20 protein-coding genes are annotated in these 26,508 nt (G+C 31.7%); 12 read left to right on the top strand and 8 right to left on the bottom strand.

Features of this window, described 5'->3' with window-relative positions; genetic code table 11:
* Positions 1-63: 63 nt before the first annotated feature.
* The 3 genes from CW731_RS09035 to CW731_RS09025 form a co-directional block, all read right to left on the bottom strand.
* Positions 64-987 carry a homoserine kinase gene (locus CW731_RS09035; RefSeq protein ID WP_100946415.1) on the bottom strand — a complete coding sequence of 308 codons (924 nt, stop codon included), beginning with the start codon at positions 985-987 and terminating at the stop codon, positions 64-66.
* Between the two features lie 65 nt (positions 988-1,052).
* Positions 1,053-3,491 carry a bifunctional aspartate kinase/homoserine dehydrogenase I gene (gene thrA / locus CW731_RS09030; protein WP_100946414.1) on the bottom strand — a complete coding sequence of 813 codons (2,439 nt, stop codon included), beginning with the start codon at positions 3,489-3,491 and terminating at the stop codon, positions 1,053-1,055.
* Positions 3,492-3,810: 319 nt separating this feature from the next.
* The gene (locus CW731_RS09025) at positions 3,811-5,370 is read right to left on the bottom strand and encodes a hypothetical protein (protein ID WP_100946413.1); all 1,560 of its coding nucleotides are present in this window, start codon (positions 5,368-5,370) and stop codon (positions 3,811-3,813) included.
* Positions 5,371-5,502: 132 nt separating this feature from the next.
* Here CW731_RS09025 and CW731_RS09020 point away from each other — a divergent pair, with 132 nt between their 5' ends.
* From CW731_RS09020 to CW731_RS08985, 8 genes are all read left to right on the top strand, one after another.
* Complete coding sequence (locus CW731_RS09020) at positions 5,503-6,678, top strand: 2-isopropylmalate synthase (protein WP_100946412.1); 1,176 nt, start codon at positions 5,503-5,505, stop codon at positions 6,676-6,678.
* Positions 6,679-6,699: 21 nt separating this feature from the next.
* A complete protein-coding gene (gene leuB / locus CW731_RS09015; protein ID WP_100946411.1) occupies positions 6,700-7,821 on the top strand; it encodes a 3-isopropylmalate dehydrogenase in 1,122 nt (373 codons plus the stop codon).
* A gap of 345 nt (positions 7,822-8,166) precedes the next feature.
* Positions 8,167-9,843, top strand: coding sequence for a dihydroxy-acid dehydratase (ilvD, locus tag CW731_RS09010; RefSeq protein WP_100946410.1), 1,677 nt, complete (start codon positions 8,167-8,169; stop codon positions 9,841-9,843).
* 70 nt (positions 9,844-9,913) lie between these two features.
* A complete protein-coding gene (ilvB, locus tag CW731_RS09005) occupies positions 9,914-11,647 on the top strand; it encodes a biosynthetic-type acetolactate synthase large subunit (protein WP_100946409.1) in 1,734 nt (577 codons plus the stop codon).
* 63 nt (positions 11,648-11,710) lie between these two features.
* Positions 11,711-12,241 carry an acetolactate synthase small subunit gene (gene ilvN / locus CW731_RS09000; protein WP_100946408.1) on the top strand — a complete coding sequence of 177 codons (531 nt, stop codon included), beginning with the start codon at positions 11,711-11,713 and terminating at the stop codon, positions 12,239-12,241.
* A 10-nt stretch (positions 12,242-12,251) separates the two neighbouring features.
* Positions 12,252-13,727, top strand: a complete 1,476-nt coding sequence (ilvC, locus tag CW731_RS08995; protein ID WP_100946407.1) for a ketol-acid reductoisomerase — start codon at positions 12,252-12,254, stop codon at positions 13,725-13,727.
* A 73-nt stretch (positions 13,728-13,800) separates the two neighbouring features.
* A complete protein-coding gene (gene ilvA, locus CW731_RS08990; protein ID WP_100946406.1) occupies positions 13,801-15,063 on the top strand; it encodes a threonine ammonia-lyase IlvA in 1,263 nt (420 codons plus the stop codon).
* A 179-nt stretch (positions 15,064-15,242) separates the two neighbouring features.
* A complete protein-coding gene (locus tag CW731_RS08985; RefSeq protein ID WP_100946405.1) occupies positions 15,243-16,835 on the top strand; it encodes an NADP-dependent glyceraldehyde-3-phosphate dehydrogenase in 1,593 nt (530 codons plus the stop codon).
* A gap of 221 nt (positions 16,836-17,056) precedes the next feature.
* Here CW731_RS08985 and CW731_RS08980 read toward each other — a convergent pair whose 3' ends face one another.
* The gene (locus CW731_RS08980) at positions 17,057-17,506 is read right to left on the bottom strand and encodes a hypothetical protein (RefSeq protein ID WP_100946404.1); all 450 of its coding nucleotides are present in this window, start codon (positions 17,504-17,506) and stop codon (positions 17,057-17,059) included.
* Positions 17,507-17,603: 97 nt separating this feature from the next.
* Entirely contained in the window at positions 17,604-18,431 is an 828-nt protein-coding gene (locus CW731_RS08975) for a universal stress protein (RefSeq protein WP_100946403.1), read from the bottom strand.
* Positions 18,432-18,608: 177 nt separating this feature from the next.
* On the opposite strand from CW731_RS08975, the gene rimP reads away from it, so the two are divergent.
* From rimP to infB, 3 genes are all read left to right on the top strand, one after another.
* Positions 18,609-19,070, top strand: coding sequence for a ribosome assembly cofactor RimP (rimP, locus tag CW731_RS08970; protein ID WP_100946402.1), 462 nt, complete (start codon positions 18,609-18,611; stop codon positions 19,068-19,070).
* A 12-nt stretch (positions 19,071-19,082) separates the two neighbouring features.
* Complete coding sequence (gene nusA, locus CW731_RS08965) at positions 19,083-20,339, top strand: transcription termination factor NusA (protein WP_100946401.1); 1,257 nt, start codon at positions 19,083-19,085, stop codon at positions 20,337-20,339.
* A 65-nt stretch (positions 20,340-20,404) separates the two neighbouring features.
* On the top strand, positions 20,405-23,254 hold the full coding sequence (gene infB, locus CW731_RS08960; RefSeq protein ID WP_100946400.1) for a translation initiation factor IF-2: 2,850 nt from the start codon (positions 20,405-20,407) through the stop codon (positions 23,252-23,254).
* Between the two features lie 175 nt (positions 23,255-23,429).
* On the opposite strand, the gene CW731_RS08955 is transcribed toward infB, so the two are convergent.
* From CW731_RS08955 to CW731_RS08945, 3 genes are all read right to left on the bottom strand, one after another.
* Positions 23,430-23,882, bottom strand: coding sequence for a carboxymuconolactone decarboxylase family protein (locus CW731_RS08955; RefSeq protein WP_100946399.1), 453 nt, complete (start codon positions 23,880-23,882; stop codon positions 23,430-23,432).
* A 90-nt stretch (positions 23,883-23,972) separates the two neighbouring features.
* Positions 23,973-24,539, bottom strand: coding sequence for a Crp/Fnr family transcriptional regulator (locus CW731_RS08950; protein WP_100946398.1), 567 nt, complete (start codon positions 24,537-24,539; stop codon positions 23,973-23,975).
* 29 nt (positions 24,540-24,568) lie between these two features.
* Positions 24,569-24,940 (bottom strand): SPOR domain-containing protein, encoded by a 372-nt coding sequence (locus CW731_RS08945; RefSeq protein WP_100946397.1) that lies wholly within the window; start codon positions 24,938-24,940, stop codon positions 24,569-24,571.
* Between the two features lie 200 nt (positions 24,941-25,140).
* Here CW731_RS08945 and CW731_RS08940 point away from each other — a divergent pair, with 200 nt between their 5' ends.
* Complete coding sequence (locus tag CW731_RS08940; RefSeq protein ID WP_100946396.1) at positions 25,141-26,442, top strand: c-type cytochrome; 1,302 nt, start codon at positions 25,141-25,143, stop codon at positions 26,440-26,442.
* Positions 26,443-26,508: the final 66 nt, after the last annotated feature.

The raw sequence follows: 26,508 nt of genomic DNA, 5'->3' as shown, positions 1-26,508 counted from the left end.
GAAACGAAGCAATCTGTTTGTTAGAAAGAGATTATTTCAGTTATTCTTCCTTCGTAATGACGATTATTCTAATATTTTTATTCCTTCGTGATTCACTTTCGAAATAAACATTTCAAATTCAATTCCTGTATTTCTGTAACTTTCTTTGATGCTTTTGTAAACGTTTTTGGCAGCTTCATCGCCTTTACAAAGTGCGAAAATTGTAGGTCCAGAACCACTAATTCCAGCACCTAATGCACCTGCTTTTATGGCTGCGTTTTTAACATCGTCAAAAAACGGAATTAATTTTTTTCTATGAGGTTCTACAATAATATCTACTAAAGAATTACTGATGAGGTTGTAATTATCAGAATATAAACCGCTAATTAAACCACCAACATTTGCCCATTGTGTAACGGCGTCTTTTAATGCAATTTCTGTAGGTAAAACCTCTCTAGCATCTTTTGTTTTTATTGCTACTTGCGGATGAATAGCAACAACTCTCAATTCACTCGGAACAGGCAGTTTTATAATTTCTAAAGGACTGTAGCTTCTTACTAAAACAAAACCGCCATAAATTGCAGCAGCAACATTGTCTGCAATTGGTGTTCCGCAAGCAACTTCTTCTCCAAACATGGCGAATTTAGTTAGCTCTAAGTCAGTATAAACATTTCCTAATAACTGATTTGCGCCAAAAGCAGCACCGGCAGCACTAGCAGCAGAACTTCCTAACCCGCTTCCTGGAGAAAAACCTTTGTGAATTGTTAGTTCTACCCCGAAATCTGCGTTTGCTTCAATTAGCATTTTTTTAACAACGGCACTTGCGGCATTTTCATCAACATTGTATGTTAGATTTGCGCCTGTAATATTGGTTATTTTAACACCTTTTTCAGTTGTTTTTGTAAAGGTCATTTCATCTCCAATTGCATCAACAGCAAAACCTAGAGAATCGAATCCGCAAGAAACATTAGCAACAGTAGCGGGAGCAAAAATTTTTAAATAATCCATATTTTTAATTTGCAGTTTTCAGTCTCAGTTTCCAGTCAGTTGCTAACTGAAAATTGAAAGCTTTTTTATTTATTGGCAATTCTAATTACATCCGCAAAAATACCAGAAGCAGTAACATCTGCACCAGCACCAGCACCTTTTATGATTAAAGGATTTTCTGGATATCTGTCTGTAAAGAATAATACAATATTATCACTTCCTTCTAAATTATAAAAAGGATGGTCGGATGGAATGTGTTGTAAACCAACATTTGCTTTTCCATCAACAAATTCTGCAACATATTTTAATCTGCAATCTTTGTCATTTGCTTCTTTAAATATGTTTTGAAAATGTGCTTCGTTTTTAGTTAATGATGCGTAAAAATCATCATTATTAGTTGTTTTTAGGCTGTCTTCAGGCAAAAAAGCATTGTTTTCTATGTCTGCTAGTTCTAATTGATAACCGCTTTCTCTCGCTAAAATTAAAATTTTTCTAGCAACATCTACTCCGCTTAAATCAATTTTTGGATCTGGTTCTGTGTATCCTTCTTTTTGAGCAGCTGCAACAACATCATGAAAAGTTGAATTTGCATTAAAATTATTGAATACAAAGTTTAAACTTCCAGATAAAACGGCTTGAATTTTATGAACGCTGTCGCCAGAGTTGATTAAATTTTTCAAGGTATCTATAATAGGTAAACCTGCACCAACATTTGTTTCGAATAAGAATGAAGCATTGTACTTTCTAGAAACTTGTTTTAATGTTTTATAATTATTAAAACTAGAAGCACACGCAATTTTGTTACATGTTACTACAGAAATACTATCACGTAAATATTTCTCATAAACTTCAGAAACTTGCTGATTTGCTGTATTGTCTATAAAAACACTGTTTCTATGATTGCTTTCTTTTACTTTTTTATGAAAACTTTCTAAAGTAGTTGGTTCTCCTTTTTCTAATGCTTCTTTCCAATTATTTAGATTGATACCATCATTGTTGAAAGCCATTTTTCTAGAATTTGCAATACCAATAACTCTAATATTTAATTTTAAGTTTTCTTTTAAGAATTTCTTTTGTTGCTGTAATTGAGCTAAAAAGCGTTCACCAACATTACCAACACCCGTTACAAATAAGTTTAATTGTTTTGTTTTTTCTTCAAAAAACTGCTCATGTAAAGTGTTTAAAGCTTTTTTTGCATCGTATTTATTAATAACAGCAGAGATGTTTTTTTCTGAAGAACCTTGCGCAATTGCTCTAATATTTACATTGTTTCTACCTAAAGCACTAAACATTTGTCCGCTTAAACCTTGATGGTTTTTCATGCTTTCACCAACTACAGCAATTATTGCTAAATCATTTTCAACAATAATTGGTTTTATTTTTTTTCTTTCTATTTCTATGCTAAAAGTCTCATCTAAAAGTTCTTTTGCTTTTGGCGCATCATTTTCATAAACACCTACACATATAGAGTGTTCTGAAGAAGCTTGCGTTATAAAAACAACATTTATTTTTTGTAGAGAAAGTGTTTCAAACAAACGTTTAGAGAAACCAGGAATACCAATCATTCCTCCGCCTTCTAAAGTAATTAAACTAATATCTTCTATATGAGAAATACCTTTAACACCGTCGCTATTATTAGGGTTTTTACAAATTAAAGTTCCAGCAGTTTCTGGATCAAATGTGTTTTTAATTCGAATAGGGATTTCTTTTCTTAAAGCAGGTTGAATTGTTGGCGGATATAAAACTTTTGCTCCAAAATGAGACAATTCCATAGCTTCTTCATAAGAGATTTCTGAAATAGGATATGCCTGCTTTACAACTCTCGGGTTTGCCGTAAACATTCCAGGAACGTCTGTCCAGATTTGTAATTCAGTTGCATTTAAAGCCGCGGCATAAATAGAAGCAGAAAAATCTGAACCGCCTCTACCTAAAGTTGTTATTTCACCTTCAACATTCGAAGAAATAAAACCGCCTAAAACAGTGACTAAGTGTTTGTTTTCTTCAAAAAATGAAGTAATATTTTTATTAGTAATTTTAAAATTTACTTGCGCGTTTAGGTAGTCATTATTTGTAATTATCAAGTCGCTACTATCTTTATGAGCAGCGTCAAATAATTCTTTTGCAGCGTTTGCAATAATAAAAGAAGAAAGTCTTTCGCCAAAGCTAGAAACTTTTGCAAGTGTTTTGTTAGATAATTCTTGCAGTAAAAAAATGCCTTCGTAAATAGCGTTTAATCTGTCAAATAAATAGGTAATTTCTTTAGAAACGGTTGCTTTATCTTCAGAAATTAAAGCATCAATTATTTGATAATGCAATTCTTTAATGGTTTCTAAAATTTGTTTAGCAGCACTAATGTCTTCCAAAGCAATATTAGCAGCTGCCAATAATTTGTTTGTGGTTTTACCAAAAGCAGAAACTACTACTGCTATTTTTTGTTTTTTAGATTCCTTAGCAACAATGGCTAATACTTTTTGTATGTTTTCTGAGTTTGCGACAGATGAACCGCCAAATTTTAATACTTTCATTGGTAATGAATAGTTTGTGTAATTTATTTTTTGTTGAATTAATTCCGATGTTATTCGAAATTATAGATGACCTAGATTGATATGAATATATAGAACCCCTAAAGGGTAATAATTGTAGAAGAAGTGCGCGTAATTGTATCCATACAAATACCAACTATAGAAATAGTTTGAATGGTTTTTATATTTAAATTAGAAATACTCACGAAGTAAAAGTATTATTTATATTTAATTTATGCTCATTTAATATGAACTATTTTTATAAATAGCATAATTAATGTGATATTACCATAATTTGTAGATTAAATTTATGAATTCAAAATTACTTAGTAAGCAGTTTTGCTTTTTCTTTAATAATAATTGAAATTGGTTTATTTTCAATTTTACTTTCTAACCAAGATAAAATATCTAAATATAAAAAGGCTCTTTTTTCGTATGGATGATTTTCAAACTTTTTTAATTTTGTATGAATCTTCTTAAATTCATTTTTAATTTCATGCGGAAAAACATCACTTAAATCTCTAATAGAAGTTAAAAAAACTTTCTGTACCTCTTGTAGGTTTTCCATTTTTAATAAGAATTTATAGGTGTCTATAAATTGTCTTTCTAAATCATAATCTAAACCACATTCATAATGCGCAATCAAGTTTAAAATACGTGCAAAACACTGTAAGTCTTCAGCAGAACTTAAGTTTTTAGATTTAATAATTTTTTGTAAATAGACAATACATAATCTGTTTTTACCCATTCCGAAATACAAACAAGCAATTTTGTAGTATAATAAAACTACATAATGACTATCTAATCTATTTTTGTATTTTTCAATTTTAGCATTAATTATAGCTACTAAATATTCTCCTTCGTCAAAAGTACCTTCCAAAAAGTGTAAATGCAATTTGTTGGAATATAAATACAAGAAAATAAGTAGTTCTGTATTGGTGTTTAATGGAATTTCTTTGTTTTCAATTTCGATTTCGAAACCTTCTAATTCTTCTTTAAATGTTGATAGTTTTTTTACTAAAAAAGAAGCTTCTAATAAGTAATTTTTAGATTTTAAATAAAAAACAGGGTGTGAATGAATTAATTTAGAACTGTCAAATAAATCGACACATTTTTTAGCATATTTATAACTCAGTAAAAAATCTTGAATTAAAAAACTATGCCATAAATGTGCTTTGTATAACCATAATTTCTCTCTGAAACCTAAAGTATGGTAATCGTATTTAGGCATTCTGTCGTTAAAATAGGTTTCAACAAACTGAACTTCTTTTTCGTTTTTAACATATCCATTTTGTAGTAAATGGCTGTATAACTGTAATGATAAATTAGAAAGTTTGCTAGCAATTACGTTTTGTTGACTTAATTCTTTTGCTTGCACAGATAATTGATCTGCTCTGTTACTTATACTTCTAGTAATATATTGTGTTTCAATAACTTTTTCTAACTCTACAATTTCATAAGCAACATTTTTTTCCTCATTATCTAGAGCCATGTTTTTGGCTTTTTCTAAGAGTTTTAAACTTTGTTTATACAGTCCTTTCTGGTATAAAACGGTTGCAAAATCTAATTGTTCTCTAATTTGAATTCGTACATTTTTATGTGCAGGGTTTAATCGTAAGCTAATTAATATTTGCTTGTATAAATGTGCTTTTAAATTAGAGAGTTGCTGTTTAGAAACAATTCCGCTTCCTATGATTACTTTTTCATCATAAATCTTTAGTTTTTCTAAAAATTTAAATAAAGAGAAGAATTTTGCATCAATATTGCCACCTAATCTTCCTACATAAAGATTAAACTGTCTCTTTTCTGACTTTGTTAAAGACTTAATAAGTACAAAAAGAGCATCATTTTGGTGGTTAGCGGATGTAATGATTTTACTCATAATATATTGATAGTCAAATTTTTAATTATTTTTGATTTACTTTAGAAATCGTGTATAACTAGATGTTAATTAATGTATTGAAAAGGCAAGGTATATATTTGATTTATAATAAGTACAATCTTTATAGAAATTATGCAAGACAATCAAGTACAAATTTTCGACACAACACTTAGAGACGGAGAACAAGTTCCGGGGTGTAAATTAGATACCAATCAGAAATTAGTTATAGCAGAGCGTCTAGATTTATTGGGTGTAAATGTTATTGAAGCTGGTTTTCCTGTTTCAAGTCCCGGAGATTTTAACTCAGTTTCTGAAATTGCAAAAATAATAAAAAATGCAACAGTTTGTGGTTTAACCAGAGCTGTAGAAAATGATATAAAAGTAGCTGCAGAGGCTTTAAAGTATGCAAAATATCCTAGAATTCATACAGGTATTGGCACGAGTGATTCTCATATAAAATTCAAATTTAACTCAACAAGAGAAAAGGTAATTGAACGTGCTATAAAAGCGGTTACTTACTCAAAATCTTTTGTAGAAGATGTAGAATTTTATGCAGAAGATGCTGGTAGAACAGATAATGAATTTCTAGCTAAAGTTTGTGAAGCTGTAATAAAAGCAGGTGCAACTGTCTTAAATATTCCAGATACAACAGGGTATTGTTTGCCCGAAGAATATGGTGCAAAAATAAAATATTTGCGTGAAAATGTAAAAGGAATAGAGAATGTAATTCTTTCCTGTCATTGTCATAACGATTTAGGAATGGCAACTGCAAATTCAATAGCAGGAGTTATAAATGGTGCACGTCAAATAGAATGTACCATAAATGGTATTGGAGAACGTGCAGGAAATACAGCTTTAGAAGAGGTGGTTATGGTTTTAAAACAACATCCGTATTTAAATTTAGAAACAAGCGTCAATACAAAATTATTGTATGATACAAGTATTATGGTGCGAGAAAGTATGGGAATGCCTGTACAACCAAACAAAGCAATTGTTGGTGCTAATGCATTTGCACATAGTTCTGGAATTCACCAAGACGGAGTGATAAAAAACAGGGAGACCTATGAGATTATGGATCCTGAAGATGTTGGTGTTACAGAAAGTGCCATTGTTTTAACTGCTAGAAGCGGTAGAGCTGCATTGGCTTACAGGTCTAAAAAAATAGGTTACGAATTAACAAAAGTGCAGTTAGATGTTGCTTATGATGCATTTTTAAGTACAGCAGACAAGCAAAAAGAGGTAAAAGACCAAGACATTCATAATATAATGAAAGAAGTAAATAAAGCTTCGAAAATAGCAATAGCATAAAAATTTTATAGCCGCATAAAGATGAAATATACAATTGCAGTAATTCCGGGAGATGGTATTGGACCAGAAGTAATTAACCAAGCAAAAAAAGCGTTAGACGCTGTTGCTGAGGTTTATGATCATATTTTTTTATACAAAGAAGCTCAAATGGGTGCATGTGCAATTGATGCATTTGGCACACCTTTACCAGAAGAAACTTTAAAAATTTGTAAAAAAGCAGATGCAATTTTATTTGGTGCAATTGGAGATCCAAAATATGATAATGATCCTACAGCAAAAGTAAGGCCAGAACAAGGCCTTTTAAAATTGAGGCAAGATTTAGGTTTGTTTTGTAATGTAAGACCTGTAAAGGCTTTTGATAGTTTAATAAAAAATTCTCCTTTAAAGAGAGAAATTATTAAAGGAACAGATATAGTTATTTTTAGAGAATTAACAGGTGGTATTTACTTCGGAAAAAAAGAACTAAGCAAAGATGAGCAATCTGCTTTCGATATTTGTTCTTATTCCGTTGAAGAAATTTCTAGAATTACACACTTGGCTTTTAAATCTGCTCAGAACAGAAGAAAAAAAGTTACATTAGTAGACAAGGCGAATGTTTTAGAAACTTCTCGTTTATGGAGAAAAACTGTTACTGAAATTGCAAAACAATATAAAGATGTAAAATTAGAGTATTTGTTTGTAGACAATGCCGCAATGCAATTAATTTTAAACCCGAAGCAGTTTGATGTAATTCTTACTGAAAATTTATTTGGAGATATTATTTCTGATGAAGCCAGTGTTATCGGTGGTTCTATCGGTTTATTAGCATCATCTTCTATTGGGAATGAGAATGCTTTATTTGAGCCAATTCATGGTTCTTATCCAGAAGCAAAAGAGAAAGATATTGCAAATCCTTTAGCTTCTATCTTATCTGCTGCTATGCTGTTAGAGCATTTAGGTTTAGATGAAGAGGCAAATGCTATAGAAAGAGCAGTAGAAAAATCTTTAATTTTAGGGATTACAACACAAGATATAAAAGGGAAAAATAAATATGCTGCATCTACCTCTAAAGTAGGTGATTTTATTGCAGATTATATTTTAAATCAAGAAGATAGCAATCTGAATTTTATGAATATTCATGCAGGTCAAAGTACTATTATTTAGAAAAAGTAAAATTAAATTAGGATTTCTAAATAAAAATTCGAAATATTTGAACATCAATATGAACAAACAAGTCATCAATATTATTTCTATTATTATCATCGTAATTATTACGACATGATAAGGAAGTGGTATTTATATATTTTAAATAGAACCTTCCAAATTTGGAAGGTTTTTTTTTGAATTTATTTCAATGATTGAATATCATTATTAATTTATGTTAAATAGTTGTTTTTAAGCACTTTGATGGTGTTTTTTGATACGTGAATTTAAACATTAGTATTGAGTTTTATTCAACAAAAATAGAGAAATATAGTAAATTAGTCAATAAATTGAAGAAAACCATAAATGGAATTAAATAAACACAGCAAAAGATTAACGCAAGATGAATCTCAACCGGCATCACAAGCAATGTTGTATGCAGTAGGTTTAACAGATGAAGACATGAGTAGAGCTCAAGTTGGTATTGCGAGTACAGGTTATGATGGAAATCCATGTAATATGCATTTGAACAATTTGGCTGCAGAGGTTAAAATTGAAAGTAAAATTGCAGGTTTAGTTGGTTTGGGTTTTAATACAATTGGTGTTTCAGACGGAATTTCTATGGGAACTTCTGGTATGAATTACTCGTTAGCTTCAAGAGACATTATCGCAGATTCAATTGAAACGGTTATGAATGCTCAAAGTTACGATGCATTGGTTTCTGTAGTTGGTTGTGATAAAAATATGCCAGGTGCAGTTATTGCAATGTTGCGTTTAAATCGTCCGTCAATTATGATGTATGGAGGAACAATCGCATCTGGAAATTACAAAGGAAAAAAATTAAATATCGTTTCTGCTTTTGAAGCTTTAGGGCAAAAAATGGCAGGAGAAATTGAAGAAGACGAATATAGAGAAATTATAAAAAGAGCTATTCCAGGTGCTGGAGCTTGTGGTGGGATGTATACTGCAAATACCATGGCTTCTGCAATAGAATGTATGGGGTTCTCATTGCCTTATAATTCATCAATACCAGCAGAAAATCCGAATAAATTATCTGAAGCTGAGAGAACTGCTTTAGCTATTAAAAATTTACTAGAATTAGATTTAAAACCTTTAGATATCATCACTAAAAAGTCTTTAGAAAACGCAATTGCTATTGTAAATGCTTTAGGTGGTTCTACAAATGCAGTGTTACACTTTTTAGCGATTGCACACGCAGCTGATATTGAGTTTACATTGGCAGATTTTCAAAGAGTTTCCGATAGAACTCCGTTAATTGCAGATTTAAAACCATCTGGTAAGTACTTAATGGAAGATGTTCATGGAGTTGGAGGAACACCTGCAATTATGAAGTATTTACTAAAAGAAGGATACTTGCATGGAGATTGTATGACGGTTACTGGCAAGACATTAGCAGAAAATTTAGAAAACGTAGCTGCAATGGAGTTTGATGAACAAGATGTAATTTATCCAAAAGATAAAGCATTAAAATCATCTGGAAATATTCAAATAATTTATGGAAACCTTGCCGAAGAAGGAGCTGTTGCAAAAATTTCTGGAAACGAAGGTTTATTGTTTGAAGGAAAAGCAGTGGTGTATGATGGTGAACAAGCAGCAAATACGGGAATTGCAAACGGAGAAGTAGAAAGAGGTGATGTTGTTGTCATTCGCTATGTCGGGCCTAAAGGAGGACCAGGAATGCCAGAAATGTTAAAACCAACTTCGTTAATTATGGGAGCAGGTTTAGGAAAGTCTGTCGCTTTAATTACAGATGGTCGTTTTTCTGGAGGTACGCATGGTTTTGTGGTTGGACATATTACACCAGAAGCACAATCTGGCGGAACAATAGGGATTCTAGAAACAGGTGATAAAATTAGAATTAGTGCAGAAGATAATTCTATAAATGTTTTAATTTCTGATGAAGAAATTGCAGAAAGAAAATTAAAATGGATTGCACCTCCATTAAAGCACACAAAAGGAATTTTATACAAATATGCAAAAACGGTAGCATCAGCATCTAAAGGATGTGTTACCGATTTGTAGTATTAAAGAATCAAGAAAAGAGAATAGAATATTTATTCTCTTCTCTCTCTCATCTAAATAAGAAGATAATATGGAAACACAAACCATAAAAAAAACACAAAAAACAACCAACGTTACAGAAAGGATTTCTGGTAGCGAAGCAATAGTAAGGTGTTTAATCGCCGAAGATGTAAAAATAATTTACGGATATCCTGGTGGAGCAATTATGCCAGTTTATGACGAGTTATATAAATATCAAGATAAAATTCATCATGTTTTATCTCGTCACGAGCAAGGTGCAACACATTCTGCGCAGGGTTTTGCAAGAATTTCAGGTAAAGTAGGAGTCGCAATTGCAACTTCTGGCCCTGGAGCAACCAATTTAATTACAGGTATTGCAGATGCACAAATAGATTCTACGCCAATGGTTTGTATTACTGGTCAAGTAGCATCTCATTTATTGGGTAGTGATGCTTTTCAGGAAACAGATATTGTTGGTATTTCTACGCCAGTTACAAAATGGAATTGTCAAGTTACGAAAGCATCAGACATTCCTGCGGTAATAGCAAAAGCATTTTACATTGCAAGAAGTGGAAGACCAGGACCTGTTTTAGTAGACATCACAAAAGATGCTCAATTCGAAGAATTCGACTTTTCGTATGAAAAATGTACAAAAGTACGAAGTTATAACCCAGTACCTAAAACGGATGTAAAATCGGTTGAAGCTGCAGCAAAAATTATAAATGCAGCAAAAAAACCAATGATTGTTTGGGGTCAGGGAGTTATTTTGAGTGAAGCTGAAGAAGCTTTTAAAGCAGTTGTAGAAAAAGCAGGAATTCCTGCTGCATGGACAATTTTAGGAGCGTCTGCAATACCAACTTCTCACCCATTAAATGTTGGTATGGTTGGTATGCATGGTAATTATGCACCAAATATCTTAACCAATGAATGTGATGTTTTAATTGCAATAGGAATGCGTTTTGATGATCGTGTTACTGGAGATTTAAACAAATATGCAAAACAAGCAAAAGTAATTCACTTTGAAATTGATCCTTCAGAAATAGATAAAAATGTAAAAACAGCTATTGCTGTTTTAGGGGATGCAAAAGCAAGTTTAGACTTGTTGCTACCTTTATTAGATGAAAACACACATTCAGAATGGCATCAAAGATTTAAAGATTTGTATGCTATTGAATATGAAAAAGTAATTAAAGATGACATTCACCCAACCAAAGGAGGTTTAACAATGGGTGAGGTTGTAAATGAAATTAATATACAGAGTAAAGGTGAAGCTGCAATAGTTACTGATGTTGGTCAACATCAAATGATTGCTTGTCGATATGCTCAATTCAATAAAACAAAAAGTAATATTACTTCTGGCGGATTAGGAACAATGGGGTTTGGTTTGCCTGCAGCAATTGGTGCAAAAATGGCGGCTCCAGAACGTGAAGTAGTTTCTATTTCTGGTGATGGTGGTTATCAAATGACCATTCAAGAATTAGGAACCGTTTTTCAGCAAAAGGCAGCTGTAAAAATTGTTGTTTTAAACAATGAATTCTTAGGAATGGTACGTCAGTGGCAACAGTTATTCTTTGATAAAAGATATGCGTCTACAGAAATGGTGAATCCTAATTTTGTAGCAATCGCAGAAGGCTATTATATAAAAGCTAAAAAAGTTACAAAACGAGAAGAATTAGCAGCTGCAGTTGCAGAAATGATGGCTAGTAAAGAAGCTTATTTCTTAGAAGTTTGTGTAGAAAAAGAAAATAATGTATTTCCAATGATTCCTTCAGGCGCAAGTGTTTCTGATGTTCGATTGGAGTAAAAGAAGAAAATTGAGTAGAGAACTAAGAGTAAATATTATATTTCTTCTAATATCCTTTAAAAAATGAGTACAGAAAAACAATTATATACCATATCAGTTTATACTGAAAATAATATTGGATTGTTGAATAGAATATCGGCAATTTTCCAAAGAAGACACATTAATATAGAGAGTTTAAATACGTCTCCATCAGAAATTGAAGGCGTTTCTAGATTTACTATTGTGATAAATATGACCGAAGAAAATATTAAAAAAATTATTGGTCAGGTAGAAAAGCAAGTAGAGGTTATAAAAGCGTATTATCATAATGATAATGAAATAATTTATCAAGAATCTTGTATTTTTAAAATGAGATCAGATTTACTTTTTGATGAACGCGAAATTCAGAATATAATTAAAGAGAGTAACGCAAGAATAGTTACCGTAAATAAAGAATTTTTTGTGATTGAAAAATCAGGCAAAAAAGAAGAAATAGAATTGCTTTATAGAGAATTAAGTAACTTTGGAATTATGCAATTTACACGTTCTGGTCGTATTTCTGTTACCAAAGAAGAAATGAAAATATCAACAATGTTAGAAACATACAACAACTAAATACAAAAAAATGTCAAATTATTTTAACACATTAACATTAAGAGAAAAATTAGAACAATTAGGTAAATGTCGTTTTATGGATGCTTCAGAATTTGAAGACGGTGTAAGCGCATTGAAAGGGAAGAAAATTGTTATTGTAGGTTGTGGAGCTCAAGGTCTAAACCAAGGTTTAAATATGAGAGATTCTGGGTTAGATATTTCTTATGCATTAAGACAAGCAGCAATAGATCAAAAAAGGGAGTCGTTTTTAAATGCTTCTTCAAACGGATTTACAGTGGGAACTTATGAAGAATTATTGCCAAGTGCAGATTTGGTAATCAATTTAACGCCAGATAAACAGCACACAAATGTTGTAAAAACAGTAATGCCTTTAATGAAGAAAGGAGCAACATTATCTTATTCTCATGGTTTTAATATTGTTGAAGAAGGAATGCAAATTCGTAAAGATTTAACCGTAATTATGGTGGCACCAAAATGCCCAGGTTCTGAGGTTAGAGAAGAATATAAAAGAGGGTTTGGTGTGCCAACATTAACGGCAGTTCACCCAGAAAATGACCCAGAAGGAAAAGGTTGGGCACAAGCAAAAGCATATGCAGTTGCAACTGGAGGTAACAGAGCAGGAGTTTTAGAATCTTCTTTTGTTGCAGAGGTAAAGTCCGATTTAATGGGAGAACAAACTATTTTATGTGGTTTGTTACAAACAGGTGCAATTTTGTCTTTTGATAAAATGGTAGCGGAAGGAATTGAACCAAGTTATGCGGCTAAATTAATTCAATATGGTTGGGAAACGGTAACAGAAGCTTTAAAGCACGGTGGAATAACGAACATGATGGACAGATTGTCTAATCCTGCAAAAGTAGAAGCTTTTAGAATTTCTGAAGAATTAAAAGAAATTATGCGTCCGTTGTTTCAAAAACACATGGATGATATTATGACAGGTCATTTCTCTAAAACCATGATGGAAGATTGGGCAAATGATGATAAAAACTTATTAACTTGGAGAGCTGCAACAGGAGATACTGCGTTTGAAAAACAACAGATTACAGAACAAGAAATTTCTGAACAAGAATATTTCGACCACGGAACTTTATTAGTTGCTTTTGTAAGAGCTGGTGTAGAATTGGCTTTTGAAGCAATGACAGATTCAGGAATTATAGCGGCTTCTGCATATTATGAATCTTTACATGAGACACCATTAATAGCAAACACCATTGCGCGTAAAAAATTATATGAAATGAATCGTGTAATTTCTGATACTGCAGAATATGGTTGTTATTTATTTGACCATGCTTGTAAACCTTTATTAACAGATTTTATGAAGAACATAAAAACAGATGTTATTGGGAAGAAATTTACAGATTCTAATGATGTTGATAATCAAGAATTAATTAGAATTAATGCGATTATTAGAAATCATCCTGTAGAAAAAGTTGGTGCAAGATTAAGAGCATCTATGACAGCAATGAAAGTGATAAAATCGGCATAATTAATAAAGTTTAATTACTCTAAAAAACCTGTCAGATTTCAAACCCTGGCAGGTTTTATTTTATATTCAAACAATGCAAATAAAACAAAATTATTACCCAAGTTTAGAAGATGTAAAAGCGGCTTCTAAAAACTTAAAAAATGTTATTTCTGAAACACCTTTAAGTAAAAACTTCAACCTATCAAAAGAGCTATCCGCAAATATTTTGTTCAAGAGAGAAGACTTGCAAGTAGTGCGTTCTTACAAAATTAGAGGAGCATATAATAAAATGTCTTCTTTAAATGTTGATGAAAAACAGCGAGGAATTGTTTGTGCAAGTGCAGGAAATCATGCGCAAGGTGTTGCGTTGTCTTGTAAATTATTACAAATAAAAGGAACTATCTTTATGCCTTCGCCAACACCAAATCAGAAAATTGACCAAGTAAAAATGTTTGGTGAAGATTATATTGATGTGGTTATTGAAGGTGATACTTTTGATGATGCTTTTAATGCTGCAACATTAGAATGTAATGCAAAAGAAAAAACTTTTATTCATCCTTTTAATGACGAAAAAGTAATTGAAGGGCAAGCAACAGTTGGTCTAGAAATCCTAAATCAAACAGAAGAGAAAATAGATTATGTTTTTGTGCCTATTGGCGGTGGTGGTTTGTCTGCAGGATTGTCATCGGTTTTTAAATACTTATCACCAGAAACAAAAATAATTGGTGTAGAGCCAGAAGGAGCGGCTTCTATGCAAGTATCCATCAAAAATAAAAAAAATACAACTTTAGAAAAAATAGATTCTTTTGTAGATGGTGCAGCTGTTAAGAAGGTAGGAGATTTAAATTTTGCTATTTGTCAGCAAAACTTAACAGCGGTAATAACAGTTCCAGAAGGTAAAATTTGTCAGACCATTTTAGATTTATACAATAAAGATGCAATAGTTGTAGAGCCTGCAGGAGCTTTAAGTATTGCTGCGTTAGATTTTTTTGCTGATGAAATTAAAGGAAAAAATGTGGTTTGTGTAGTTAGTGGAAGTAATAATGACATTACAAGAACTGCGGAAATTAAAGAGCGTGCTTTATTGTATGCAAATTTAAAACACTACTTTATTATAAAGTTTCCACAAAGAGCAGGTGCTTTAAAGGAGTTTGTAGCAGAAATATTAGGACCGAATGATGATATCACTCATTTTGAATACGCAAAAAAAACAAATCGAGAGAATGGAGCAGCAGTAGTTGGTTTGGAATTAAAATCATCAAAAGATTTAGCGCCATTAATTAAAAGAATGAAAGATCGAAATTTCTACGGAGAATATTTAAATGACAAACCAGTATTGTTTGAGTTTTTGGTGTAATATAGAATATAAGGGTTTAAACCCCTTGTCTATACGTAAAACTCGAAAACCTTTTCGTTTTTTAAGATAGAAACACCGTGTTTTATGTTTATTTTTAGTTAATTTTGATGGGTAGAGAATGACCTAATAGTTTATTAACTTTTAAGCAATGAAGCATGCTCCATTATAAAAATCAATTTATGAAGAATACATTTAAAGAAATTCCGAACGAATATAAAATTACTTCACTTGTTAACCAAAATACGTATTTAGTTGATGGAGAATTAAAAGAGTGGAAAGGTGAAAACGCTCAAGTTTATTCAACAATTTCATCAACTAAAGAATATAAGCCAACCTTGTTAGGTACGGTTCCTAATTTAACAGAAAGTGAAGCTATTGAAGCTTTAAATGCAGCATCTAAAGCTTATGGTAGAGGGCAAGGTTTATGGCCAACGATGAAAGTTGAAGGTAGAATTGCTGCAATGGAGAAGTTTGTGGTACAAATGAAAACCAAAAGGGAAGAGATTGTAAAATTACTGATGTGGGAAATTGGTAAAGCTTTGTCAGACTCAGAGAAAGAATTCGATAGAACAATTGAATATATTTACGACACCATTGAGGATTACAAGCAAATGGACAGAGATTCTGCTAAGTTTGAAAAAAACAGTGGAGTTCATGCGCACATTAGAAGAGGTCCTTTAGGAGTTGTTTTGTGTTTAGGACCCTATAATTATCCTTTAAATGAAACTTTTGCGTTGTTAATTCCTGCTTTAATTATGGGGAATACAACTGTTTTTAAGCCAGCAAAACACGGTGTTTTATTATTAACACCATTACTAGAAGCGTTTCAAACTAGCTTTCCTGCTGGTGTTGTAAATATCATTTATGGTAGAGGAAGAACTTTAGCAACACCAATTATGAAAACGGGTAAAGTTGATGTTTTAGCGTTGATAGGAAACAGTAAATCTGCAAATGCAATTCAAGCAAATCATCCGCAGAAAAATAGATTGCGTTTAGTTTTAGGTTTAGAGGCTAAAAACCCAGGAATTGTTTTGCCAGATGCAGATTTAGACTTAGCAATTAATGAATGTCTAGCTGGTGCAATGTCTTTTAACGGACAACGTTGTACGGCTTTAAAAATATTATACGTTCACGAAGATGTTGTAGCTGAATTTAATAAACGTTTTGCAGCAAAAGTTGATGCACTAAAATTTGGAAACCCTTGGGAAGACGGTGTGAAATTAACACCATTACCAGAACCAGGGAAATTAGCATACATTCAAGAATTAATTGACGACGCTACTGAAAAGGGAGCGGAAGTTATTAATAAAAAAGGAGGAGAAACGTCAGAAAATTATATTTTTCCAGCAGTTTTATATCCGGTTTCTAAAGATTCTAGAGTTTTTGAAGAGGAACAATTTGGTCCAGTAACACCAATAGTTTCGTTTAAAGACATTCAAGAGCCTTTAGATGATATGGCGGCCTCTAATTACGGACAGCAAGTAAGTGTTTTTGGTAGTGATGTGAAAACCTTAGCGCCTTTAATTGATACACTTGTAAACTTGGTTTGTAGAGTAAACTTAAATAGTGCTGCGCAACGTGGGCCAGATGTGTATCCGTTTACAGGAAGAAAAGATTCTGCAGTGGCTACTCTAAGTGTGCATGATGCTTTGCGTTCTTTCTCTATTAGAACCTTTTTGGCAGCTAAAGATACCGATTATAACAATGCCATTTTACAAGAATTATTAGACAAAAAGACTTCTAATTTTATTAGTACAGATTATATTTTGTAGTAAAGTTAGAAATATTATTTATAAAACTAAAAAACCTCCATTTTGGAGGTTTTTTAGTTTTTATGAATGCTGTTGTACCTGAAAAAGCGAAGTTTTGTATGGGATGGTCTTCCGAAGGAAAATAATACGTTATAAAACAAATAACAATCTTTGTTTAAGTCTGAAAGCATTGATTTTGCCAATCCTGTGTTAATGCTTATATTTTCTGTATGATGAATAATTTACTGCTTCTTTTTATGTGCGTCAACTTTTTTATGTTCCAATTTTGTAGCTCCTGTATTTTTGAACTTGGCTCTAGGAATCGAAAAATGTTTTAAAAGGTCACCATCACCATATTTTTTTTTCATTAACTGTTTGTCCGACTTAATAGCTTTTTGAATGTAAGCAATATATGCCTTCAAAACTTCATTTTTTGTTTTCAATTTAGATACGTCTTGATTTGCAAAACCATATTGAATTTCTCTTGCTTTCATATTTAAGTACTCGAATTCAAGCTTGTTAATTTCAGTAATTAAAGGATTGTTTTCAGCATTCACTGTCCGTTGACTTCCTGGGTCTTCTTTAATAATTATATCAATTCCTGTAATTGGGTCATTTCCACCAATTTTATTTTGAGAAAATCCAAGTGTAGAAATTAAAATTGGCGCTAATAGTAAAATTATCTTTTTCATATTATTAAGTTTATGTACAACTTAAAAGCAGACATGATGTTGTTTTAATTCTTTTAATAATTTAGATTAATGGCTTTTAAGCAAGGTGGTTAAGACTTTAAACCCTTACTGTAAACATTGGTTTTAAAGCTTTTTTAGATAAATTTTTGGTAACACTTCCTGTAAATAAGTGAGATATGCCACTTCTACCATGCGTGCTCAATGCAATTAGATCTGCTTTTTTCTCTCTAGAGAAGTTTAAAATACCTTTTTCTACAGAAGTATCGCTGTAAATATTTATAGAATATTTTGGTAAGTTGTATTCTTTTATAAAATCTTTTACTTTTTGTTTTGCATCAAAAGTACTCTCGAATCTAGCGGGTGTATTTATCTTTAATAAAAGAATTTTACTATCAAAAGCATTAGCAAAATCTAGGAATTTTCTAAAAACTTCTTTATTCTCTTTTTTGAAGTTAGAAGCAAAAACTAAGTTGTTTAATTTGAGTTTTTTGTCGTCTATTTTTACTATGATAACTGGAGTCTTAGAGCTTCTTACCATTTTTTCTGTGTTAGAACCAATCATAATTTCTTCAAATTCAGAATGTCCTTTAGATCCCATAATTATCAAATCTGCATTAATTTTCTCGGCATATTTTTTTATACCTTCAAACGGGTTGTTCAATTTTATAAAATATTCAACAATAATATCTTCAGAAAAAAAACTTTTTTTAAATTCTAAAACTTTTTCACGTGTTTTTCTTAAATACAACATACTTTCTGGGATGCTAAATTTACTGCCAGAACCCATATCTATAACTCCAGAAGGAAGTTCTATCAAATGTATAAGATACACAGTAGCATTGGTTTTTTTTGCAATTTTAGCAGCCATTTTAGCAGCGTATTCAGACGGTTTAGAAAAGTCGATTGGAACAAGAATTTTTTTCATAAGTCAGAATTTTAAGTTAAAATATTTAGTCTACATAAAGTTACAAAAAAATAATGAATTAGAGCTTGGTTTGGTAAATCATAAACAATTCGTATATTTGCACCGAAATTTATAGTAAATGAGGGAGGAAGGGGACTTAAAAGTCCCCTCTTTTTATACTTTATTTTAAGGTTTAATATGAATCAAACAACAGTTAAAGACTTAGTAGACGAAGCATTGGCACTTAACGAGTCATTGTATCTTATAGAATTTTCAATATCTGAAAACAACAAAATTCAAGTTGTTGTAGATGGAGATAATGGTGTTCCTTTAAGCGAATGTATCCGCATTAGTCGAAATGTAGACGGTAATTTAGATAAAGAAGTAGAAGATTACTCTTTAGAAGTTACAACACCAGATATTGCACATCCATTAAAGGTGAAAAGGCAATATATTAAGAATATTAATAGAACTCTTAAAGTAAAAACTGCAGAAGAAGAATTAGAAGGTACTTTAATAGCAGCGGATGAAGATAAAATTATCTTACAGTGGAAGGCAAGAGAGCCTAAGCCAATTGGTAAAGGAAAGGTTACTGTAGATAAAACAGCAACTTTAGAGTATAAGGAGATTAAAGAAGCAAAAGTGAAAATTGTATTTTAAGCAAAAAATGTAATGGAGAATATAGCATTAATTGATTCGTTTTCAGAATTTAAAGATAATAAGAGTATAGACAGAGTAACATTAATGTCTATTTTAGAAGAAGTATTTAGAGCTACTTTAAAACGTAAGTTTGGTTCAGATGATAATTTTGATATTATTATTAACCCAGATAAAGGAGATTTAGAAATTTGGAGAAATAGAGTTGTTGTTGCAGATGGTTTTTCTGAGGATGATAATGAAGAAATTGAACTAGCAGAAGCAAGATTAATTGAGCCAGATTTTGAAATTGGTGAAGATGTTTCTGAAGAGGTGAAATTGATTGATTTAGGAAGAAGAGCTATTTTAGCATTGCGTCAAAACTTAATTTCAAAAATTTACGAACACGATAGCACAAACATATTTAAGCATTTCAAAGAATTAGAAGGCGAATTATACAGTGCAGAAGTGCATCATATACGCCATAATGCAATTATTTTATTAGATGATGATGGTAACGAAATTGTATTGCCAAAAAGTGAGCAAATTCGTTCAGATTTTTTCAGAAAAGGAGATTCTGTAAGAGGTGTTATAAAAACGGTAGAGTTAAGAGGAAATAAACCAGCAATTATTTTATCAAGAACAGCCCCAGCGTTTTTAAATAAATTGTTTGAACAAGAAATTCCTGAAGTTTTCGATGGTTTAATTACTGTAGAGAGAGTTGCAAGAATACCAGGTGAAAAAGCAAAAGTAGCGGTAGATTCTTATGATGATAGAATAGACCCTGTTGGAGCTTGTGTTGGTGTAAAAGGATCAAGAATTCATGGTATAGTTCGTGAGCTAGGTAATGAAAATATTGATGTTATCAATTACACTAAAAACGAACAATTGTTTATTTCAAGAGCATTAAGTCCTGCAAAAGTGACTTCAATGGAAATTGAAATGTATGAAGAAGAAAGGAATGGTAAAAAAGGACGTGTAAGCGTACTTTTAAAACCAGAAGAAGTTTCTAAAGCAATTGGTAGAGGTGGTGTTAACATTCGTTTAGCGAGTGAATTAACAGGTTACGAAATAGATGTTAAGAGAGAAGGTCTAGAAGAAGAAGACGTAGAATTAACAGAATTTGGTGATGAAATCGAACCTTGGGTTATTAAAGAATTTAAAAACATTGGTCTAGATACAGCTAGAAGTGTATTAGAAGCTAGTGTAGAAGAGTTGGTTAAGAGAACCGATTTAGAAGAAGAAACTATTTTAGATGTTCAAAGAATTTTGAAAGAAGAATTCGAAGAGTAGTTTATAATTAAAGAGTAATCGTAAAAAAGTATATTTTTACAAAATTAAAGGCTAAAAAATAATATATGTCTGAAGGCAAAACAACGAGGCTTAATAAGGTTTTAAGAGAATTAAATATTTCTCTAGATAGAGCAGTAGAATATTTAGCAGATAAAGGTCATGAAATAGAATCTAGACCTACTACTAAAATTTCTGGTGACGTCTATCAAGTACTGCTAGATGGTTTCCAAACAGATGCTAGCAAAAAAGCTGCATCTAAGGAAGTTGGTGAGGAAAAGCGAAAAGAAAAAGAAGCTATTCGTGCAGAACTAGAAGCTAAGCAAGAGAGTAAAAGAGCAGAAGACGCTAAAAAAGAAGAAGTTCTTAAAGCTAAAGCCAAAAAACTAGAGTTTAAAACTGTAGGGAAAATAGATATTGATAATATCGGTAAGCCAGCTCCTAAGAAAGAGGTGGTAAAAGAGATAGAAGCAAAAGTTGAAGCCCCAATAGTCGAAACACCAAAAGTCGAAACACCAAAAGTTGAAGCGTCGAAAGTTGAAGCGCCAAAAGAACCTGTTGTTGAAGCTCCTGTGGTTAAAGCAGAAAAGCCTGTTTTTAAAGAAATTAAGGTAGAAAAGCCAATTTCTTTAGTAGAAAAGGAAGCTTCTAAAGTAGATAAGAAAGTTGATGGTAGAAAAGAGGTTTCTAAATCTACAGAAAAGGTAGAAGAAATTACTGCAGAAAATGCAGAAGCTATCAAAACTCAATATAAGAAGTTAGACGGACCAAACTTTACAGGTAAAAAGATTGATTTAAAGCAATTTGAAAAACCTAAAAAGAAAAAACCAGAACCTAAAAAAGATGCAGCTTCAGATCCTCGAAAGAAAAGAAAGCGTATTGTAACTAAAGTGGGTGCTCCTGGAAGCAGAACAGCAAACAGAGCTCCAAATAGTAGAGCTGGAAACGGTAGAGGTCCTTACAATAAAGGAAGAGGAAACGTAAGACCAGCAGCAAACGTTAAGAAAGAAGAACCTACAGAGGCAGATATTCAGAAGCAAGTAAGAGAAACCTTAGAAAAGCTTCAAGGAAAATCATCTAAAGGAAAAGGTGCAAAATATAGAAGAAATAAAAGAGATGCTCGTAGAGAACATTCTGATGCAGAATTAGAAGCACAAGCATTAGACAATAAGATCTTAAAAGTAACAGAGTTTGTTACTGTAAGTGAGGTTGCAACAATGATGGATGTTCCTGTAACAAATATTATTTCTGCATGTATGTCTTTAGGAATGATGGTAACAATGAATCAGCGTTTAGATGCAGAAACATTAGTTATTGTTGCTGAAGAATTTAATCATAAAGTAGAATTTGTAGGAGCGGAAGTAGAAGAATCTATCGAAGAAGTTATAGACAAACCAGAAGATTTAGAAACTCGTGCGCCAATTATTACTGTAATGGGTCACGTAGATCATGGTAAAACTTCTTTATTAGATTATATTAGAAAAGCAAATGTAATTGAAGGTGAAAGTGGAGGAATTACACAACATATTGGTGCGTATTCTGTAAATGTAGGCGATCAAAAAATTGCTTTCTTAGATACACCAGGTCACGAAGCCTTTACGGCAATGCGTGCACGTGGTGCTCAAGTAACAGATTTAGTTATTATTGTAGTTGCAGCAGATGATGATGTAATGCCACAAACAAAAGAGGCAATTTCTCATGCACAAGCAGCAGGAGTTCCTATTATATTTGCAATCAATAAGATTGATAAACCAAATGCGAACCCAGACAACGTGAAAACTCAATTATCTTCAATGAACTTATTAATTGAAGAATGGGGTGGAAGCATTCAATCGCAAGATATTTCAGCAAAGGTTGGAACAGGTGTTCCAGAATTATTAGAAAAAGTTTTATTAGAAGCTGAGATTTTAGAATTAAAAGCCAATCCTAATAAAAATGCAGTTGGAGCAGTTGTAGAAGCTTTATTAGATAAAGGTAGAGGATATGTCTCTACAATATTAGTACAAGCAGGAACTTTAAAAATTGGAGATTACTTATTGGCAGGTAAACACAGTGGTAAAGTAAGAGCAATGTTTGATGATCAAGGAAACAACTTAAAAGTTGCTGGACCATCAACACCTGTATCTATTTTAGGTTTAGACGGAGCGCCACAAGCTGGAGACAAGTTTGTAGTTTTTGATGATGAAAGAGAAGCGAAACAAATTGCTTCAAAAAGATCTCAATTACAACGTGAACAATCTGTAAGAACTCAAAAAACTTTAACGTTAGCAGAAATTGGGCGTAGAATTGCGTTAGGAGACTTTAAAGAATTAAACATTATTTTAAAAGGAGATGTAGATGGTTCTGTAGAAGCATTAACAGATTCTTTCCAAAAATTATCTACAGAAGAAATTCAAGTTAATATCTTACATAAAGGTGTTGGAGCCATTACAGAAAGTGATGTGTTATTAGCAACAGCTTCAGATGCAATTATTGTTGGATTTAATGTAAGACCACAAGGAAATGCAAGAGTAGTAGCAGATAGAGAAGAAGTAGATATTAGAACATACTCTATTATTTATGATGCAATTAATGACCTTAAAGATGCAATGGAAGGAATGTTATCTCCTGAAATGAAAGAAGAGGTTACGGGTAATGTTGAAATTAGAGAAGTTTACAAAATCTCTAAAGTTGGTAATATTGCAGGTTGTATGGTAATGTCTGGTAAAATCTTTAGAGATTCTCAAATTAGAATTATTAGAGATGGTATTGTAGTTCATGATGGTACTCTTACAGCTTTAAAGCGATTTAAAGACGATGTAAAAGAAGTTGCCAAAGGATATGATTGTGGGGTTCAAATTAAGAACTACAATGATATTGTAGAAGGAGATTTAATAGAAGCTTACAAAGAAGTAGCAGTTAAAAAGAAATTGAAATAAACTAATTTTTTATATAAAGTAAAAGCCGAAATTCTTATGAATTTCGGCTTTTTTGTGTTGTTATTTTAGCTTATTTGATAAGCTTAATATCTTGTGTACTAAGAGTGACAAATTTATAAACAAAGACATCACAAGGTTAATTTTAGTCTTTATCTGTCTTTTGTTTACATTATAATTATCTGCTTACTTTATAGTTTCCTGGTGTAAATTGAAAAGTTATCATCAACCTTGTCCAAGTGTTTATTTGGGCAATTGCTAGTGCTAAGTTGCAAACTTCAGACTTTGAAAAGAATTCAAAAAGTGATTTATAAATGCTTTCCGTAATAGGTTCGCTATTAAGTTTAGTTAGTTTTTCTGCTAACTGTAAAACTGCTCTTTCCTTATCTGAAAAATAGGATGTTTCTTTCCAAAGACATAAAGAAGCCATTCGTAATTCTGTTTCATTTGCATGTTTTAGTTCTTTGTAGTGCATATCTACACAATATGCGCAACCATTTATTTGTGCAACTCTTAACCTTAATAACTCAAGTAATGGCATTCCTAAAGTTGAACTGTGCAAGTAATCTTCAATTGCTCTTAATTTTTCAAATATTTCTGTAGGTACTTCTTGATACGATATTCGTTCCATAATATTATTGTTTTAATAATTAATTTATGGTACAAATTTATCATCTACCTTATACCTAATACTTAAGGTGTCTTAAGAAACATGAGAAAGTTACTTTCTTCTCAATTCACTTAAGTATTCGGGTGTAATCTCTAAATATGAGGCAATCATGTACTGTGGAACTCTTTGAGCAAAAGCAGGGAAGTTACTTATCAAATCATCATATCTATCTTTACTCTTCATTTGTAGATATATGTCATTCCTACGTTGTATCGCAATTAACATATTTTCGATAATTATTCTGAAATATCTTTCAAGCTTTGGTATCGTTATAAAGAGTTTATCTAATTCTTCTTTTTCAAAAATAAGAACTGTTGTTTTCTCAATTGCTTGGATAGATACATATGACGGTATTTTTTTTATGTAACTCTCCATATTCGTTACCCACCAGTTTTCAAGTGCAAATTGAGTTATTTTTTCACTTCCCTTATCGTCAACATAAAATGAACGAACTAAACCTGATATGATAAAATAATTACTTTTACAGACTTGTCTTTCCTTGAGTAGATAATCTTTTTTACTAAAAGTTTTTTGAGTTAATTTTGAAAATATTTCGTCTATTTCTACATCATTAAATTCAACATATCTAGTTATATTTTTTTTAAATTGACTTTTCACTCTTGTTGAATATGTTTAGCTACTAACTATTACTGTTTTTCCATGGGAATTACAATAGTTCCAGAGAACTCTTTTTTAAATAGTAAATTGGCTCTATCAGCTTCAAGCTTAGTTTTATAATTTCCAACTTGTACTTTCCATTCAGGATTATTGTAAACTAATTTAGTATTAACTCTAGGGTATAATATCTTAAACTTAGCGTTCTTACTTTTAGCAGTTGTTTCATTACCATAATAGATTTGAATGTTGTATCCAAAGCCATTAGATTTGTTGTAATTTCTCTTTTTCTCTAGTATATTTTCCACCTTTTCACTCTTGTTTGTTGTGTTTTGAGCTTTTAAAGTCCCAATACTTGTGAATAAACAGAACAAAAATATCCTTAAAAACAATGTATTTTTCATAATCTAAAATGTTTCTGCAAAAATAACGACTTGCTAAAGAATAAATTGAGTCTTTATCTTATTTAGAATTATTATAAATTGATATTTAACATTCTATTAGCTTTTTAAAATTTAGCAATATGTAGTACTTTTGTAGAACTGTTCAAAACATGTTTTTTTGAACGAATTTAGACACAATACTAAAATTATAGTTTGTATATATGAAAAGTGTAGCATTGCATAGTAGACTAACCTCTGTACTTCTAAAAAGTCTTACATTACTTTTATTTTTTGCGTTTAGCATTTCTTCTTATTCTCAAGATGTAGATGAAATTCGCCAAAAAGAAGGAAAAAAACTATTTAAATCTTTATGTGCTTCATGTCACAAGTTAGATAAGAAATTGGTTGGGCCAGCCTTGGGAGGCGTAGAAGAGCGTAGAGAGAATTCTTGGTTAAAATCTTGGATAAAAAATAACGCCGAATTTCAAAAGGTAGATGCAGATGCGGCGGAAGCTGCACAGTATAGCGCAACAGCTATGAATGCATTTCCGCAACTAACAGATAAAAATATAGATGATGTTTTGTATTATACAACTGTTGGTGAAATTAAAAAAGCTCCAGCAGCTGGTGAGGTTGTTGTTGGTGGTCAAGTGTTAGAGAAAAGTGGCGCTCCAGATTGGTTAATTTATTTATTAGCTGCAGCTATTGTAGTTGCTTTTTTAATGATTGCTAGCTTGTTGAAACAAGTAAGTGAGTTGAAGGGTAATAAGAAGCCAAATGTTCAATCAAACTTAAGAAGAGATCTTCAGGAGTTATGGGTAGGTGTAAAGAACAACACTTTCTTAAAAGTTTTAGGGACAATATTTTTATTGTTAGTTGGTGCTTATCTACTTTTTGGAACTTTGTTTACTGTAGGTGTGGATCAAGGTTATCAACCGATTCAGCCAATCGCATTCTCGCACAAAATTCACGCTGGAGATAATAAAATCGATTGTCAATATTGTCATTCTTCAGCAAAACATAGTAAGCACTCTGGTATACCTTCAGTAAATGTTTGTATGAATTGTCATAAAGCAATTTCAGAAGTAGCGGAAGGAACAGAGATTGAATGGAACGGTCAAACGTATGGTAAGGCACAATTAGATCAAGAGATAGCTAAAGTGTATGATGCTGCAGGTTGGGATCCAGACGAATTAGTTTATACAGGTGAAGAGAAACCAGTAAAATGGATTCGTATTCATAATTTACCAGATTTTGCATATTACAATCACTCTCAACACGTAACTGTTGCAGGTGTTAAATGTCAGAAATGTCATGGCCCTGTTGAAGAAATGGATGAGATGTATCAATATTCTCCACTAACAATGGGTTGGTGTATCGATTGTCATAGGGAAACAAATGTAGATTTAAAAGGTAATGAGTATTATGCTAAAATCCACGATCAATTAGCTAAGAAGTACGGAGTAGAAAAAGTTACTATTTCTCAGTTAGGTGGTTTGGAGTGTGGTAAATGTCATTACTAGTTAAAGAAATAAAAGATTCAAAATTAAAAGAGGTATAAAGTTGTAGTTTTTCAATTTTTAAATCTT

It is taken from the genome of Polaribacter sp. ALD11, assembly GCF_002831685.1.
Taxonomy (GTDB): Bacteria; Bacteroidota; Bacteroidia; order Flavobacteriales; family Flavobacteriaceae; genus Polaribacter.
This window is presented reverse-complemented; position numbering and strand designations above follow the sequence as displayed.